The sequence below is a fragment of the Rhizobium sp. BK619 genome (assembly GCF_014195245.1).
In the GTDB taxonomy this organism is placed as follows: Bacteria; Pseudomonadota; Alphaproteobacteria; order Rhizobiales; family Rhizobiaceae; genus Rhizobium; species Rhizobium acidisoli.
On sequence record NZ_JACIBH010000001.1, the window covers coordinates 544387 to 561197 of the forward strand.

Sequence of the window (16811 nt, forward strand, 5' to 3'; positions counted from 1 at the left end):
GCCGGCGGTTGCCGGCGCCCATTTCTTCAGCCGAAGATCATTTTCTGATAGGCAGCCAGCATCTGCGGATCCTCGACAGACCCATGGTGATGAAGCTGTCGCCAACCGCCTCCCTTGCGTACAAACCACCGGGTCGTCCGGAAGGCGACAGCAAGCGTCCCCGTCGCCGTCTGACATACTCCGCGTTCGCGGCCGACGAACAGATGCCACTCGTCGCCGCCCTGGCTCGTGAAGTCGTGGAAGGTCACCTGGACCTTGGTGTTTCCCTTGAAGAGCTTTGAATACCCGTCGGCGATCTGGTCCCAACCACGGCGGATGCCGCCGATCGGATTGTCCATACTGGGATCCGAGCCGCCGAGCCAGACCTTCTCCAGACCTTTGAGATCGCCAGCGTTGAAGGCTCGATAGAACCGTATTAAGGCATCCGAGGCGCTTCCATCTTCCTGCACCGTCTCCCCGCCGTTAACTTCCATGAGATGCCGGTCCATTGATTTGCTCCGTACTTCTTCAAGGTGGTGACGCACTTGGAAAGCATGTGACTCTCGTCGTGCTGGCCAACTTGGTTTGCTGTCTGTTCATCAGGGCATCATGCCCAATCGATACCAATCCATCTATTGTACGATGGTGTTGCCGATCAATTTGATGAGTGCATCGGTGGAGATCGTCGCGTTATTTTCAGGTGGGGCGAACCGATCGTATCTCGGTCCTCACATTTCGCTCGCTTGGAAACAGTAGGTTCATCGCAACATAGATCGCGGCGCCGATTACGAGCGCGAGGCTGGCGACGCCAAGCACGAGATCGAACCCGGCGTCTACGTTCACCGCATGCTTCAGGATCAGTCCTACGGCCGGCGGTCCCATGATTTGTCCGATCGCGAACACCGCCGTCAGCAGTCCCATGTATCTCCCGAGATGCGGAAGGATCTGCGGAATGCCGTCAGGTAGGACTGCGGCATGCAATGACGTCCAACGCAGACCGATAGAGCTCTCGCGTCAATTCCTCGGCCCCAACTTTCAAAGCAAGACGGGAGGCCTGACCCGACCATAGGTTCGTAAAATCGTTCCTCGCCTCCGCCTCGGCTTTTGCTCTGATTGGAGCGAGAGCTCCTCCGGCAGTTGGAAATGCAGGCACAGCCTCTGAGATTGGACCCAGATCACGCATCAGACGGTTTACGACGCCTCTCGCTGGACGGCCGGTAAAAACGTTCGTTATCGCGGTACTGTCGTCACGGGCGGAGGCCAGCGCCTCTGCCTGAACTGCGGGAATCCTCGCCTCAGGGCAGAACAGGTATGCTGTCCCGACTTGGACGGCGGAAGCTCCGAGCATCAGGGCGGCGGCAACACCTCTCCCGTCGGCGATGCCGCCGGCGGCGATGACCGGCACCCGCACCGCGTCGACGACCTGGGGCAGGAGCGCCATGATTCCAACCTGTGTCGTCATGTCCTGGCTCAAAAAGTTCCCACGATGTCCGCCGGCCTCGAAACCCATCGCGATGACTGCGTCGACGCCGTTTTTTTCGAGCCAGAGGGCCTCGGCCACGGTCGTCGCAGATGACATGATCTTCGCGCCCGTCGCCTTCACACGTTGGACCAGTGACTTTTCGGGCAGCCCGAAATGAAAGCTCACGACCTCCGGCTTCAATTCCTCGACCACCTCGCAAAACGAAGGGTCGAATGGTGCGCGGCCTGTCGCGGCGATCGGCGCGGCAGGGTCAAGTCCTGCGTCTACGAAGTAAGGCGCGAGCAGCGCTCTCCATCGCATCTGTGCTGCTGGATCTTCGGCCGGGGAAACATGTGAGAAGAAGTTCACGTTAACAGGCGCGTGGGTAGCGCCGCGGATCTCATGGAGGGCTTGGCGCAGCCCCTCGACGTTCGACTGAGCGCTTGGAAGTGACCCGAGACCGCCGGCCTTGGCCGCGGCGACGACCATTTCGATCGTCGTCGCGCCGGCCATCGGCGCCTGGATGATGGGAAGCTCGATTCCAAACAGATCGAGAATTCGGCGATCGGGCCAGCGGGTCATGTGGGCTCCTTATCGTGCGTGAGGTGCAACGCTGATACCCCCGGCCACCCTCCACGTCTATTGGACCTTGGTGTGCTGAAGAGCGACCCAATCCGAAGGTATCGGGAACACCTTGGTACAATATCGGCTCCTGATTTTTGGCGCGATGGTCGTGGCAGAGCGGATGGCGGCGCGACCGCCGGGAAGCTCCCGGCCGATGGCTGGATCAACGCATTTCACGAGGAACAAAGCGACCGACCGCCACCTGGCGGCCGAAGAAATCCACGTCGCCAACGGAGGCAGGCATGAGCGTGCATAAGACTATTATCATCACTGGCGCGTCGCAAGGGATCGGAGCCGGACTCGTCAAGACGTTCCTGGACAAGGGCTGGAACGTCGTCGGAACCTCACGGAACATCAGCGAGAGCAAGCTGTTCGACCGCGCAGGCAGGCTGGAGCTAATCAGCGGCGACGTCGCGGATCCCGAAACGGCAGAGCGGGTGGCGACAACGGCGGTTGAGCAATTCGGTTCGATCGATGCGCTCGTTAACAATGCCGGTGTCTTCCTCACCAAGCCGTTCCTCGAATACACCATTGAGGACTTCCGACGCCTGTGCGCGACGAACGTCGAAGGGTTCATCCATTTCACGAAACATGCCATCGGTCAGATGCTGCGTCAGAAGTCCGGCGGGAGTATCGTGACGATCACGTCGTCCTTGACGGACCATCCGATCGCCGGCGTGACAGCGTCGCTGCCTATGATCACCAAGGGCGGCCTCAACGCAGTCACGAAGAGCCTCGCGCTGGAATTCGCCAAGAGCAACATACGTGTCAACGCGCTCTCGCCAGGCGTCGTCGACACCCCACTTCATGCAAAAAACCCGCGAACATTTCTCGAATCTTTGTCGCCGATGGGCACCATCACGGCCGTGCAGGAAATTGTCGACGGCGTCATCTATCTGACGGAATCCTCCAATATCACAGGGGAGGTGCTGCACGTCGACAACGGCGCACATCTGGGCAAATGGTAGTCGCGAGCGCTGAGGCGCGCGTCAAGGAACTCGCCATATGCCTCCCGAACGCGCCTACGCCATTCGGCTCTTACGTCGAAGCGTTCCAAAGCGGCTCGCTGCTTTTCCTAAGCGGCATGCTGCCGGTCGCCGGACATGTGCCACTCTATACTGGCCTCGTCGGCCGCGAGCTGTCCGTCGCCGAAGGCTACGATGCGGCGCGAGCGGCCTGTCTTAGTGGTCTAGCCGCCGCGCGGTCGCAGCTAGGAACGCTGGACAGAATCCAATCGGTCGCCAAGCTAGGCGTTTATATCGCCTGCCTCGCCGATTTTCATGAACATCCCAAAGTCGCCGATGGAGCGTCAGAGCTGCTGCTTGACGTGTTCGGCCCCGCCCGGCTCCCTCCCCGCGTGGTCCTCGGCGTTTCCAGCATACCGCTCGGGATGCCCGTCGAGATCGAACTCGTCTTCGAAATCGGGCCGGCGTTCGCTTCTCAAACCGAAGAATGGAGTCAGCCATGAAGCTCAGACAACCAACCAGGACAAGCGCCATCGCCATGTCGTCGAAAGGCCTTACCGTCGCGGCGCTACTGCTGTTTCCGGCGCTCGCCCTTTCCGGTCAATCGATAGTCGCCCCGAAGGTGGATCGTGCGGCAGAGGTCAAGGCCGACCCAGGTCAGGAACATGCGCAAATCAAAGTGGATAAGCGGACGCCCGCCTACTGGCGTGTCACCTTCGACAACCCGCCCTTCAACATCTTTGGACCGGAGACGATCCCCCAGATGGAAAAAGTAGTGGCCGCAATTGAGAGCGATCCCAATCTTAGAGTTGTCGTCTTCGACAGCGATGTACCGGGGTTCTTCCTCACCCACTACAACTTTACGCCGCCTCTCGCCGAATCCACCGGCCTCCCTTCTGGCCCCACCGGCTTGCACCCCCTGCCCGACATGCTGGTCCGCATCAGCAAGTCGCCTGTCGTCTCCATCGCCCTGATCCGCGGCCGCGCGACGGGTGTCGGGAGCGAGCTTGCTCTCGCCAGCGACATGCGCTTCGCAAGCCGGCAGAAGGCAATTCTGTCTCAGTGGGAGGTCGGCGCGGCGCTCGTCCCCGGCGGCGGACCGATGGCAAGACTACCGCGGCTGATGGGCCGCGGTCGAGCGCTCGAAGTTCTACTCGGATCCGATGACATCAACGGTGATCTCGCGGAGGCGTACGGCTACGTCAACCGATCCTTCGACGATGACAAGCTCGATCCTTTCGTCGACGCCCTGGCGACGCGGATCTCGGGTTTCGACCGACAGGCCATTGCCGACACCAAGCGTCTGGTCGATTTCGCAAGCCTTCCGAGCGATCCGGAAATTGCCGCGGGGTGGGACGCCTTCATCACGTCGGTCCAGCGTCCGGTGGCGCAGACGAACATCGGACGGCTGATGGAAATGGGCCTTCAGAGGGATCCGGACGTCGAAGCCAGGCTCGGACACTACACGCAAACTCTGGCCGACAAGTAGGCCGAGGCGGTGCCCGCGCAAGGACTCAGCAGGTCGCGCGGGCATCAACATCCTCCACGCGCTCAACGACAAGGGAGAAGTCTCATGCACAGGCTTGAAAACCAGATCGTCGATTCCAGCTTTTCGGCAGTCATCAACGCGCCGATCGAGAAGATCGACATTCCAACATGGTGCTTTAACCTGCCCGAAAAGGAATATCAGGGATGCTCGCCCGCCCACATCGCTGCCGGGTTCACGACAGCGGACGACGGCACGCGGATGTCGATCAACGTCGAAACAATCGGCGGCAGCCTGATGGTCCAGCATTACCACGAAACGCTCGGCGAAAAGCATCATCTCATCCTCGACTCCGATTCCGACGTCTTCACACCGAACGGCCGGGTCACCATCCACGTCACCTGGGAACTGAGCGTGAAGAAGGTCGATGCGAACCGCTGCGAATTCACCAACCGCGTCCGATCCTACGCGACCGACGAGATGATAGCTTTCCTCGACCGCCAGGGCATCCCGTTCGAGCTCTTCCGCACCCAGCGACAGCCGATGTCCATTGCCCACAACAAGGGGGAGACGCCGCTGTTCGCGGCGAGCATCGAGCGCGCGGCCCTGAAGAACTCAGCCACGAAGGCGGCGTGAAAACCGGTGAAGGAGAACATCATGACTGAACTATCCTTCGATCGGAGCAACACCGGACTCCTCGTGGTCGATCCGTACAATGACTTCATTTCCGAGGGTGGCAAGATCTGGCCGCGGATCAAAGAGGTGGCCGAGGCGAACAACTGCGTACCCCACATGCTCGAAGTGCTGACCGCCGCCCGCGAAGCCAGGTTCCGGGTCTTTTTCGCGATGCATCATCGCTATCGGGCCGGAGACTACGAGAACTGGAAGTACGTGGCGCCAATCCAGCGTGCGGCCTGGCACCGCAAAAGCTTCGAGTTCGGCACGTGGGGCGGTGAGTTTAGAGCCGAGTTCGTACCCGTGGCCGGCGAGGTCGTCGCATCCGAGCATTGGTGCTCGAGCGGCTTCGCCAACACCGATCTCGATCTCGAGCTGAAGCGGCACGGCATCCAGCGTGTCATCGTGATCGGGTTGGTGGCCCACACCTGCATCGAAGCAACGGTGCGGTACGCCGCCGAACTTGGCTACGACGTCACGGTCGTCAAGGACGCGGTCGCCGACTATTCGCCGGAAATGATGCATGCGGCGCTGGAGGTCAATCTGCCCAGCTATGCCAGCGCCATCGTGGGCACGAAGGAAACCGTGGCGGCGATCGCCGGCACTCAAGCGGCGTGAAGCTGCCATCATCCGGCGGGCCTCAAGCTCGTCGGATGCAGCTCCGCTCAAAAAGTAATACTATTTGCAGGCCGAGGGTTGGCAAGCCTAGTGCCGACACCTATTTGAGGTCGAAAGCCGACCCCTAACGGTTTGCGTCGAGCCTCCCTATCAGTTGAGGACCATATCGACCCGCATAGTTTGAAAGGATCCACGATGACACCCTACGGCGACCTCCTCATCGGCGGCGCGAGAATGCGCGGCGCGGCCGCGACATTCTCCGCGATCAACCCAGCCAACGGCAGCTCCATGGAGCCGAGCTTTGCGGGCGCGACCACGGAGCAGGTTGAACAAGCCGCGTCGTTGGCCTGGGACGCCTTCCCGGTCTACAAGGAGACATCGCTCGAGGATCGGGCCCGCTTCCTGGAAGCGATCGCGGAAGGAATTCTGGCCATCGGGGACGAACTCGTCCTGCGAGCAATCGACGAGACGGGACTGCCGCGGGGCCGCATCGAAGGAGAGCGTGCCCGAACGGTCGGACAGCTTCGGCTCTTCGCCAAGGAAGTCCGCGACGGCGTCTTCCAGGAGCTGCGTTTCGATCCCGCCAACGCCGAGCGCAAGCCGGTGGCGAAGCCTGATCTTCGGCTCCGCAACGTCGCTCTCGGACCGGTCGCAGTGTTTGGGGCGTCGAACTTCCCCTTGGCCTTTTCGGTCGCTGGCGGCGACACTGCCTCCGCCCTCGCCGCCGGCTGTCCGGTAATAGTCAAGGCGCACTCCGCCCATCCCGGAACCTCCGCATTGGTTGGCAAGGCCGTCGTCGACGCCGTCGCGGCATGCGGGCTCCCGTCGGGGACCTTCGCGCTTTTGTTTGACGCGGGATTCGAGGTCGGCCAGGCCCTGGTCGCCGACCACCGGGTGCGCGCAGTTGGTTTCACCGGCTCGCGCCGGGGCGGCACCGCGTTGATGAAGATCGCCTCGGAGCGGAAGCAACCAATACCCGTCTACGCCGAAATGAGCAGCATCAACCCCGTCATTCTCTATCCAAACGCACTGCTGGGCCGGGGCGCGGAAATCGGGAGATCGTTCGCGGCTTCGCTGACCCTCGGCGCCGGTCAATTCTGCACGAATCCTGGCCTGATCGTCGCCATCGAGGGTGCGGGCCTCGACGCCTTCATCGATAGCGCGGCGGCAGCGTTGGCGGATGCGCCGGCTCAAACCATGCTGACAGGCGGCATCTGCGAGGCGTATCGCAAAGGCGTGGCAAGGCTTTCGTCGTCGCCGTCCGTATCGCAGGTCTCTGCGGGCAAGGAAGGAACGCCCCATCAGGCCGCGGCCGCGCTGTTCGAGACGACGGCGGCTGCATTCCTTGGAAATCCAGAGCTGCAGGAGGAAGTATTTGGCGCGGCGGGGCTGATCGTTCGCTGCCACGACCACGGCGAGTTGCGTCGGGTCGTCGCATCCTTGGAAGGTCAATTGACGATCGCGCTGCATGTGGATGCCAAGGACATCGATGCTGCCTCCCAGATGATCCCGCAGTTGGAACTTCTCGCGGGCCGGCTCCTCGTCAACGGCTTCGGGACGGGCGTCGAGGTCTCCCCGGCTATGGTCCATGGTGGACCTTATCCCGCGACATCGGACGGAAGATCGACGTCGGTAGGCACATTGGCGATCTATCGATTCCTGCGCCCAGTCTCCTACCAGGACTTTCCGGTCGGGTTGCTTCCAGCCCCACTCAAGAATGTTAAGGCCGGGCATCGCCTATAGACGAAAAAACTGGAGCGGGGCGGCTAACGCCCCTGCTCTGTCTTGCAGACGTTAGACTTCCGAAGCCTTCGCAGCCATCGTGGCCTTCGCCCACCAGACCAGCTCGTCCAGCGCAGTCTTCGCCGACGGCAGGAGGTTGGCTTCGATCTCTTCGATCGGCTTGTTGCCCCCCATCGAGAAGACAGTGAAGAAGTCGCTGCCGCCGATATGAACGGCTGCATGCGTGGAGACCATCTGCAGCTCGACGCCGATTCCGCGCAGATGCTCGAGTGCGCGCGACCCGCCCGCTGTGCCATACGCGATCGCGGTGAATGGCTTGCGTGCCCATTCCACGTATGACTGGTCAAGGGCGTTCTTCAGCACGCCGGTGATCGAGCGATTGTATTCCGCCAAAACGAAGATGTACCCGTCGTAGCGGCCCACCGTCTTCTGCCAACGAACGGCTTCCGCACTCTGGCTTGGTGCGTAGGCGTTCGACGCGACCTCGCCGAAGAATGGCAGTGGATGGTCGCGCAGATCGACGATCTCAACGTCGATGTCATCGCGAGCCTGAACTTGCTTCAGTATCCACTGTGCAGGCTTGTCGGCGAAACGGGTCGGCCGGGTGGAGCCGATGATGATGGCGATCTTTGGTTTCGTAGGCATGGCATTCCTCATTTATGTCGGGTTGATGATGACCGCGGGGAGAGAGGATCAGTCGCTGCTCAGGGCGTCCGCATACGCATAAAGCCCAGGAGTACCTCCCGTCATAACGAACAGGACGTTCGATCCTGGCGCGATGACTTCTTTGTCGATATCGGACAGCAGGCCAGCAAAGGCCTTCCCTCCGTAGACGGGATCCAGAAGAAGGCCTTCAGACCGGCCGACCAGCTTGACGGCTTCGATCATTTCGGACGTCGGCATGCCGTAGCCGCCACCGAGCTGCGCGCCGTCTATCTCCAGCTCCTCTCCTCGAATTCGGTCCTTCTTTCCGAGGAGGTCGAAGACGGCGTTGACCTTCTCCACAGTCGCGGCGACGCAAGTCTCGGCTGGCGAGAGAACGGTGCATGCTCTGATCCTGGAAGGATCTTTTCCGGCAAGGGCAGCTCCCACGGCCAGACCCGCGTGCATGCCGCCGCTACCGTTCGGGACGACGATGTGGTCGAACGCGATGCCGATCTCAGTCGATTGCCCTGCGATTTCGAATGCGCAGTCGACGTAGCCCAGAGCTCCGACCGGCGTCGAACCGCCAAGCGTGCCCACGAAAGCCTTTCCCCCGGACGCGGCAATCTCCGACGTTCGGCCCGTGGCGAACGCACTCGCATCATCGCCCGTGCCTAGAAGATGGACGCGGGCACCAAAAAGTCGGTCCAACAAGACGTTGCCGTTCGCCTGATAGATCTCGCTCCCGCGGGGCACCATTTGAGCCAGGACGACCTCGCATGCCAGTCCGGTTCTGGCGCAGGCGGCCGCGGCCAGACGGGCGAAGTTTGACTGCACGCCGCCGGTCACCACCAGCGTATCGTAGCCTTCCGACCTCACCTGACCGATCAGGAATTCCAGCTTTCGGAGCTTGTTGCCCCCGCCGCCGAGTTCCATCAGATCGTCTCTCTTCGCCCAGATCGAGACGCCTTTTCGGCTCGCGCCCAGCACTCGCTCCAGTCGTTCCAGCCGTTGGATCGGCGTCGCTCCATTCACCAGGCGCACGCGCGGAAACCGGTTCAAAAGATCCCTGTCGGACATCTCTGCCTCGCTTCTTGAGTGTTGTAGCCCAGCTGTCAGGGGGCCAGCGCCGGCGTCCGATAGCGAAGGGCCGGAACGTTGCGCGAAAGATTGGGCATCAGCTTCTGACGCGCCGCCTCATATGCGTTCCAGTCTTCGATGTCGGGTACCGAAGGAAGGGTCATCAGCTCGCCCATGTCGAGACCGGCGAGTGCAGCATCCACCGCATCTTCGGTTTTCATGACGATATGGTCGGGCAGGCGGTCGAGCGAGCCGCCCGATGCCTCCCAGAAAGGCGTCTCCACCGCGCCGGGAAGTACGGCCTGGATTCGGATGTTCTTTTCTGCCAGCTCCTTCTGCAGAGAGAACGTCAGAGCGATGACGAACGCTTTCGTGGCGCCGTAGACGCCGTTGAGGATTTCTGGCGCGATGCCCAATGCGGAGGCCATATTGACGATCGTGCCGTGCTCGCGGGCGGCGAAGGACGGCGCGACGGCATAGACGAGACGAGTCAGAGCCGTCACATTGATCGCGATCATTTTTTCCATCGCCTCGACGTTGGACATGAGCAGCGGCTCGACCGCGCCGACGCCGGCGTTGTTGACGAGCATGGTGATCGACGGGTCGCTCCGAAGGATACCTTCGACTTTCAGAAGGTCCTCGCGCTGTCCAAGATCCGCCCGGACGGTCTTTACGTTTCGACCGGTCGAACTGGCGATGTCCTTGCTGATCCTGGCGAGCGCATCCTGATTGCGCGCCACCAGTATCAGGTCGTAGCCGCGGCGAGCGAGCCTGTCCGCGTAGAGGGCACCGATACCCGACGATCCTCCGGTGATCAGCGCAGTGCCTCTTGGAAAGTTTGTCATTGTGGTTCTCCTTGATTGAGGTGCGGTGTAGCGTCAGCGTAGCGTTCTGAACGCCGCACGGAGCTCTGATGAGAAGAGGTCTGGTTGTTCCCAGGCGGCGAAGTGGCCGCCCTTTTCGACTTTGTTGTAGTAGATGAGGTTGTGGTACGCCTTCTCGGCCCAGCTTTTCGGCGCCTGGTAGATTTCGCCGGGAAAGACGGTGATCGCGGCCGGGATCTTGATATCGACGGCATTGAAGTTGTTGGCGTTGTTCTCCCAGTAGAGCCGCGCGCCAGACGTGGCCGTGCCGGTGAACCAGTAGAGAGAGATGTCGTCGAGCATCTCGTCCTTGGTCAGCGACTTCTCCGGATCGCCGCCGCTATAGGTCCAGTCGGCGAACTTGTCGTAGTACCAGGCGGCGAGACCCACCGGTGAATCGGTCAACGCATAGCCCAGCGTCTGCGGCCGCGTGACCATCATCAAAGCGTAGCCCGCGCCCTTCGTGTATAGGGCGTTCATCTGCTCGTAGGCGGCTTTCTCATCTCCGGAAAGCCCGGCCGGTGCGGGTTCGCCATCGGCGAGCGCCTTAGCAATGTCGGGCGGAACGGTCGCCGGCATGTTCGTGTGAATGCCGAGGAGCCCGTCCGGTGCCTGTGCCGCCATCTTGTCGGATACGACAGCGCCCCAGTCGCCGCCCTGCGAGACGTAGCGGGCGTAGCCAAGCCGCTTCATCAGAACGTGCCAGGCACGCCCGATGCGGTCCGGCCCCCACCCCATTTCGCTCGGAATCTCGGAGAAGCCGTAGCCGGGCATCGACGGGATGACGACGTGGAAGGCGTCTTCTGCGGCCCCGCCATGTGCGGTCGGGTCCGTCAGCGGTCCCACGGTTTTGAGGAGTTCGAGCACCGATCCGGGCCAGCCGTGCGTCATGATCAGCGGCAGCGCGTCCGCGTGCTTGGACTTGACGTGGATGAAGTGAATGTCGAGGCCGTCGATCCTGGTCATGAACTGCGCATGCGCGTTTAGCTTCTTCTCACCGCGCCGCCAGTCGTATTCCGTGCCCCAGTACTCCACGAGCGGCTTTAGCTTTTGAAGCTGCGCGCCTTGCGATCGGTCGAAAACCGTCTCCTTATCGGGCCAACGTGCAGCACGGACACGGCGGCGCAGCTCATCGAGCTCCTTCTGTGGGATTGCGCACTTGAAGGGGCGGATAGCATCGCTCTCCGTCGTCGCCCTGGCCGGCTTGGGGAGAATGCAGAGGGCGGCGGTCGCGGCCGAGACTGCAAGCAGTTCGCGTCGCGTCGGCGATAGAGCGGTCTGTGTTTGAACTTCTGCTGACATGACGTCCTCCGTTGAAACCTCATTTTTGGAATGCATTAGGGATCGTCCGGCGGGGCTGGCGAAGATATTGTTCAAAGGTATCGGCGATACCAATGGATCGGTTACCGGGTGCTCCACGCATCGACACCTTCGGATAATGGACATCGGGGACAGCGATGGCGCATCGTGCCGACCGCGGTGAAGTGACCGTGATTAACAGGAGATCGAGATGGCCATCCAGGAATCCAACTCAACCAATTCCGCGCACGCAGATCACATCGACATGAAGCTCGAAGTCGTCGTCATTCCCGTGTCTGACGTCGATCGCGCCAAGTCCTTCTACACCGGCCTTGGCTGGAGGCTCGACGCCGACGTATCTGGCAAGGACGGTTTTCGCGTCGTGCAGGTGACCCCTCCAGGCTCGCCTTGCTCCGTGATCTTCGGAGCGAATGTGACGGCCGCCTCGCCCGGTTCCGCTCAAGGCCTCCACTTAATCGTCACCGATATCGAGATGGCGCACGCAGCCCTTGCCTCTCGCGGCGCCGAGATGAGCGGCGTCTTTCACGACGCCGGCGGCGTCTTTCATCACAAGGGCGCCGACCAGCGGCTACCCGGACCACATCCCTCCCGGACGAGCTACGGGTCTTTCGCCTCCTTCTCCGACCCGGACGGAAACGGGTGGCTCCTGCAGGAAGTCACGGCGAGACTTCCTGGTCGCATCGAGACCGAAGGTGCTGCGTTCGCATCCGTCGGCGACCTCGCAGAGGCGCTGCGCAGGGTCGCCTCCGCACATGGCGAGCATGAGAAGCGCGCCGGCGGCAAGCACGACGAAGCCTGGCCGGAATGGTACGCCGACTATCTGGTCAAGGAGCAGTCCGGCCAAACCCTGCCGACGTGACCTCTTCGTTTTTTCACTTCAAGGCTTTCCGACCACCTCCGGGTCTGAAAACCTGCGCCCCGGGCGATCCTCCCTGCCCAAGCGTTGCGCGTTCCCGCTGGCTGTCGGCGACACCCGTCCATCCGCCTCGGATAACGAGCGCAAAGCCGGTACTGACCGCATCACCGTAACTGAACGTTAGCTTGGAAGGACGCCACGGAGAACCGTCGGTTGGCCGCAGACAGCCAACCGCCTTTCGGCACAATCATTCGAGGCTGCCGGATTCCGCGGCGATGCGTTCAAGTTCCGAACGTAGCCGCGGGACCGCAAAGTCGATGAAGGTTCGCACTTTCGGAACTGCTGTGCGGCCTTGGGGGGACAGGATGTGAACAGGCAGCGCAGGTGGCTCCGCCTGAGGAAGAAGGACTTTGAGGCGAGCGTCCCGGACATATCCGGCGACATGATAGGAATAGAGCCGGGTTACGCCCATTCCTTCCGCGGCCGATGCCGCGGCTGCTCGGACGCTGTTGACAAGATACCGTGGGGTGAAGTGAACGGTTCTTGGGACGGAAGTGCCTTTTGCCGGCGCAAAGCTCCAGGATACGAGGCCGAAGTTCGAGAAGGCGATCAAGTCGTGGCGGGAGAGATCCGACGGCTCGTTGATCGCGGCTCGACTGTCGAGATATTGCGGCGCTGCGACCACGACGCGGCGAACATCTCCGCCGATGCGGGTGGATATGTGAGTCGAATCGGCGAGATTGCCGATCCTGAGGGCGACGTCCACTCCTTCGTCGACCAGGTTCACAAAGCGATCCAGCATCAAAAGCCGAACGGATACGTTGGCGTTCTCGCGAAGGAAGCTGTCGAGGATCGGTCGGAGCACCTCTTCGCCCAGGATGGGCGGCGCCGAAATCGTCAGTGTTCCTCGCGGAGAGGATCGCTCTGAGCCGGCGATCATGTCCGCCTCATCGAGATCCACAAGCACCCTGCGGCAAGCTTCGACATATCTCTGGCCCGCCTCGCTGAGCTTTAGACTCCTTGTCGTACGGTGAAGGAGCTCCACACCAACATGTTGCTCAAGCAGACCCAACGCCCGACTGATCGCAGTCGGGGACCGCTTCAGCCTACGAGCGGCGCCTGCCAGGCTTCCTTCTTCAACCGCAGTGACGAAGACCTTCATTGCATCGATACGATCCATTATCTGCTCCTGACCGCTTAGGCGTGGGCGACCGCGTGAAGGTGCCGGTCACGGGCCTTCTACCCAACAAGGAGGCGACGCGCGACCCTTCTGGGCCGGTACCATCGTTCAATCGACTTCTCCAATGGACCGCTCATTCCGTCAGGGCTTGCTAAGCAAACCGAAGGTTTTGGCGACAGGCGCACCTTTCGTGATACAATTTTCGGGGCGTTGGCGACGACCTGGACAGCTCTTTGGGAGAGCAAATGTCCCGGATGACCTCGACGGTGACGACTTTGAACCTAGGCGATCAGGATCGACCGACAGTGTTCGTGGTTGATGACGATATCTCGACGCGAGAAGAGCTGCTGCGTTATTCAGTAAGCGCAACATCGTATTCGAAGACGAGTGGCCAGGCACTCCTCCGTACCGTCGGCCGAAGAGACAAGCACCACGGCCGCCTTTGCAATAAAACTCGGCCCTTGCCCAACTTCTGTCCATGTCCGCACCGTAGTCGAGCAGTCGGAGAAACAGCCCGATACTAAGGTGTCGGCTATACCTTGGTGCAATTGTTGCAGAACTCCTTCAGTGCGAATTTCCTCCTCGTCAAATAACTCCGCACGAGCAAGGATGACCCCATGTCCCGAGATGAGCCAAAAGTCACCCGTCGAACACTGCTTGCAGTCGCTGCGTCCGCCGGCGCTATCGGGGTCTTTCCCGAAGCGTTCGCAGCGACAGGGACCGTATCCGGGCTCCGGCCCTTCAGGTTCACTGCGTCTAAGGATCAGCTTGCCGATCTCGAGCGACGTGTTGCCGCCACCCGTTGGCCGGACGAGGAGAACGTCACAGACGAGAGCCAAGGCGTCAAGCTCGACACGATTAAGAAGCTTGCCAACCATTGGAAGACCCACGACTGGCGAAAGGTTGAGGCTCGGCTTAATTCCCTTCCACAATTCCTGACGGAGATAGACGGGCTCGACATCCATTTCATTCATGTCAAGTCGAAGCACGAAAATGCGTTGCCGATAATCATTACCCATGGCTGGCCGGGCTCGATCGTAGAGCAATTGAAGATTATCGAGCCGCTGACCGATCCGACGGCCCATGGCGGCACAGAGACCGATGCCTTCCACGTCGTGATCCCGTCGCTGCCGGGTTACGGCTTCTCGGCCAAACCGAGGGAGACGGGCTGGAATCCGCCGCGCATCGCCAAGGCCTGGGCTGTTCTGATGCAGCGCCTCGGCTACACGAAATTCGTGGCGCAGGGCGGCGACTGGGGGAATGCGGTAACCGAGCTGATGGCGGTGCAGGAGCCAGCGGGCCTCATCGGCATCCACACCAACATGGCGGCCACCGTGCCCGCAGATATCGCCAAGCTCCTGTCATCGGGCGCGCCGGCGCCGGCGGACCTCTCCGATGACGAGAAGCGCGCCTATGGGCAGCTCGACGATTTCTACAAGAACGGTCTCGGCTACGCGATCGAGATGAACAATCGGCCGCAGACGCTCTACGGCATTGTGGACTCGCCTATTGGACTTGCATCCTGGATGCTCGATCACGACATCCGCAGTTACCGGATGATTGCCCGGTCCCTTGACGGCGAGAAGGAGGGTCTGACGCCCGACGATATCCTCGACAACGTCACGCTTTATTGGCTGACGAATACGGCGATCTCGTCGGCCCGCCTCTACTGGGACAATGCGCATTTCCCCTCTGGCGGGTTCTTCGATCCGCGCGGCATCAAGATCCCGGTCGCCGTCAGCGCCTTTCCGGATGAGATCTACCAAGCGCCGCAGAGCTGGGCCGAGAAGGCCTATCCGAATCTGATCCACTATGGCCGGCCGGCCAAGGGCGGGCATTTCGCCGCCTGGGAGCAGCCGGAGGTGTTCACGGCAGAGCTGCGGGCCTCCTTCAAGCTTCTGCGCGATCAAATCTGAAGTTGTCCGATGGCGCCATCTGTGCCGCCATTGTTTAGCAACTTGGTGGGACTTCACCCCGAAGCCGGTTTTGAAAAGCCGCGTGCCGTTCGTCTTGAAGGGATCAGAACCTTTGCTCCGTCATCGGCTGTCGACGGGGCCTATCCGAAATGCCGCACGCTGCGTCGACTGACCGGCGGGAAGCCGCGCCTCTGGCGGCGACTATGCTGGATTGCTTAGCAAGTCCGGCGACTTCGTTGTTGATCTCGCCATTTATGATGCCCACTCGGGAGATCGTCTGGCTCGGGTTCCCCCCAAGACGACATGTCTGCCAACGGCCACGTAACCCTGTGGCCGGCGGCCGATGTGTTTTCGGCCGGTCATCTAAGGTATGGTATGAGTATCACCGAGGCGAAGGAACAAAAGCTCACGCCGGCCTTTCTTTGCGGAGAGGCCACTTTGGACAGACGCATGGAAGCTCCTCCTCTTGATCGAAAGCTTGCCGCCATCCTCGCTGCCGACGTGGAGGGTTATTCCCGGCTGATGCATGTAAACGAGGAGCGGACTCTGGCAACTCTGACGTCGCATCGCACGATCGTCGACAGCATCATCGAACGGGCAAAGGGGGAAATCTTCGGGACGGCTGGTGACAGCGTTCTTGCTGAATTCCCATCGATCGTGCTCGCGTTCAATGCCGCCGTTGCCATGCAGCAATCCATCTGGCGCGCCAATCAGGCTCTACCTGACGAGGAGCGGATGAGTTTTCGTATTGGCATTAACGTCGGCGACGTTCTAGTCAAGAACGGGGATATCTTTGGCGATGGTGTAAATATCGCGGCTCGTTTGGAAGGCATGGCGGATGTCGGCGGCATTTGCGTGACTCGCGGTGTCAGAGATCATCTCCGGGACCGCGTGGACGCGAGGTTCGAAGATCTTGGTGAGCAGACATTCAAAAACATCGCAAGACCGCTGAGGGTGTTCCGGGTGCAATTCGATCAGGAGGCAGACCCGCTCATCGATGGAACGGAGTCCCGCTTCCCGCATCTCGATGATGGGAGCGACAAAGGCACTTGGGCACAGCATGCCGAACCGATATCGACCGATTATCGAACCCCGGACGACATGCAGCAGGTCGAGATCGCTTACTGGGACTCTGTACGGGAAAGCAATGACCCCAACGAATACCGACAATATTTGACGCGATATCCGAACGGAAAGTTTGTCGATCTGGCGAAGGCTCGCCTTGAAAACGGCAAGCCTTCCACGGAAGAGCTGGCGGTCGAAGTTGCCTTCTGGGACACGGTACGCAGTGATGGGAATGCTGCAATGATTGAGGCCTACCTTGCCAAATATCCCCAAGGACAATTTTGTGACTTGGCGCGTCTGATGCTCGCGGGACCGGGCAGGTAGAATTATCAAACAC

At 61.0% G+C, this 16811-nt stretch carries 17 protein-coding genes; 9 read left to right on the top strand and 8 right to left on the bottom strand.

The features are described from left to right. Positions 1-26 precede the first annotated feature (26 nt). The 3 genes from FHX14_RS02550 to FHX14_RS02560 all read right to left on the bottom strand — a co-directional run bounded on the left by FHX14_RS02550 (position 27) and on the right by FHX14_RS02560 (position 2023). On the bottom strand, positions 27-488 hold the full coding sequence (locus FHX14_RS02550) for a nuclear transport factor 2 family protein (protein ID WP_054184692.1): 462 nt from the start codon (positions 486-488) through the stop codon (positions 27-29). Between the two features lie 187 nt (positions 489-675). Then, the gene (locus tag FHX14_RS02555) at positions 676-960 is read right to left on the bottom strand and encodes a YbfB/YjiJ family MFS transporter (RefSeq protein ID WP_281414158.1); all 285 of its coding nucleotides are present in this window, start codon (positions 958-960) and stop codon (positions 676-678) included. Beyond that, positions 938-2023, bottom strand: coding sequence for a nitronate monooxygenase family protein (locus FHX14_RS02560; protein ID WP_184375959.1), 1086 nt, complete (start codon positions 2021-2023; stop codon positions 938-940). The genes FHX14_RS02555 and FHX14_RS02560 overlap by 23 nt, the downstream gene beginning before the upstream one ends. 284 nt (positions 2024-2307) lie before the next feature. Here FHX14_RS02560 and FHX14_RS02565 point away from each other — a divergent pair, with 284 nt between their 5' ends. The 6 genes from FHX14_RS02565 (at position 2308) to FHX14_RS02590 (ending at position 7552) form a co-directional block, all read left to right on the top strand. Beyond that, entirely contained in the window at positions 2308-3033 is a 726-nt protein-coding gene (locus FHX14_RS02565; protein ID WP_054184731.1) for an SDR family oxidoreductase, read from the top strand. After that, on the top strand, positions 3027-3533 hold the full coding sequence (locus tag FHX14_RS02570; RefSeq protein WP_184375962.1) for a RidA family protein: 507 nt from the start codon (positions 3027-3029) through the stop codon (positions 3531-3533). The genes FHX14_RS02565 and FHX14_RS02570 overlap by 7 nt, the downstream gene beginning before the upstream one ends. Further along, entirely contained in the window at positions 3530-4519 is a 990-nt protein-coding gene (locus tag FHX14_RS02575; protein ID WP_054184688.1) for an enoyl-CoA hydratase/isomerase family protein, read from the top strand. The genes FHX14_RS02570 and FHX14_RS02575 overlap by 4 nt, the downstream gene beginning before the upstream one ends. Before the next feature lie 84 nt (positions 4520-4603). Then, entirely contained in the window at positions 4604-5152 is a 549-nt protein-coding gene (locus FHX14_RS02580; protein WP_184375964.1) for a hypothetical protein, read from the top strand. A gap of 21 nt (positions 5153-5173) precedes the next feature. Further along, on the top strand, positions 5174-5809 hold the full coding sequence (locus FHX14_RS02585) for an isochorismatase family cysteine hydrolase (RefSeq protein ID WP_184375967.1): 636 nt from the start codon (positions 5174-5176) through the stop codon (positions 5807-5809). Between the two features lie 195 nt (positions 5810-6004). Next, entirely contained in the window at positions 6005-7552 is a 1548-nt protein-coding gene (locus tag FHX14_RS02590) for an aldehyde dehydrogenase (NADP(+)) (RefSeq protein ID WP_184375970.1), read from the top strand. 51 nt (positions 7553-7603) lie between these two features. Here the strand turns inward: FHX14_RS02590 and FHX14_RS02595 are convergent, their stop codons facing one another. From FHX14_RS02595 to FHX14_RS02610, 4 genes are read right to left on the bottom strand one after another with little or no spacing between them, the layout of a single operon-like run. Continuing rightward, positions 7604-8197 (bottom strand): NADPH-dependent FMN reductase, encoded by a 594-nt coding sequence (locus FHX14_RS02595; RefSeq protein WP_184375972.1) that lies wholly within the window; start codon positions 8195-8197, stop codon positions 7604-7606. Between the two features lie 48 nt (positions 8198-8245). Then, positions 8246-9274 carry a D-cysteine desulfhydrase family protein gene (locus tag FHX14_RS02600; RefSeq protein ID WP_184375974.1) on the bottom strand — a complete coding sequence of 343 codons (1029 nt, stop codon included), beginning with the start codon at positions 9272-9274 and terminating at the stop codon, positions 8246-8248. A 35-nt stretch (positions 9275-9309) separates the two neighbouring features. After that, positions 9310-10119, bottom strand: coding sequence for an SDR family oxidoreductase (locus FHX14_RS02605; RefSeq protein ID WP_184375976.1), 810 nt, complete (start codon positions 10117-10119; stop codon positions 9310-9312). Positions 10120-10152: 33 nt separating this feature from the next. Beyond that, positions 10153-11439, bottom strand: coding sequence for an epoxide hydrolase family protein (locus FHX14_RS02610; RefSeq protein WP_184375978.1), 1287 nt, complete (start codon positions 11437-11439; stop codon positions 10153-10155). A 208-nt stretch (positions 11440-11647) separates the two neighbouring features. Between FHX14_RS02610 and FHX14_RS02615 the strand changes: the two genes are divergently transcribed. Next, a complete protein-coding gene (locus FHX14_RS02615) occupies positions 11648-12316 on the top strand; it encodes a VOC family protein (RefSeq protein WP_184375980.1) in 669 nt (222 codons plus the stop codon). A 244-nt stretch (positions 12317-12560) separates the two neighbouring features. Here the strand turns inward: FHX14_RS02615 and FHX14_RS02620 are convergent, their stop codons facing one another. Further along, positions 12561-13493 (bottom strand): LysR family transcriptional regulator, encoded by a 933-nt coding sequence (locus tag FHX14_RS02620; RefSeq protein ID WP_184375982.1) that lies wholly within the window; start codon positions 13491-13493, stop codon positions 12561-12563. Positions 13494-14110: 617 nt separating this feature from the next. Here FHX14_RS02620 and FHX14_RS02625 point away from each other — a divergent pair. Then, positions 14111-15409 (top strand): epoxide hydrolase, encoded by a 1299-nt coding sequence (locus FHX14_RS02625; protein WP_184375984.1) that lies wholly within the window; start codon positions 14111-14113, stop codon positions 15407-15409. 450 nt (positions 15410-15859) lie between these two features. Beyond that, entirely contained in the window at positions 15860-16798 is a 939-nt protein-coding gene (locus FHX14_RS02630; protein ID WP_184376252.1) for an adenylate/guanylate cyclase domain-containing protein, read from the top strand. The last annotated feature ends 13 nt before the right edge of the window (positions 16799-16811 follow it).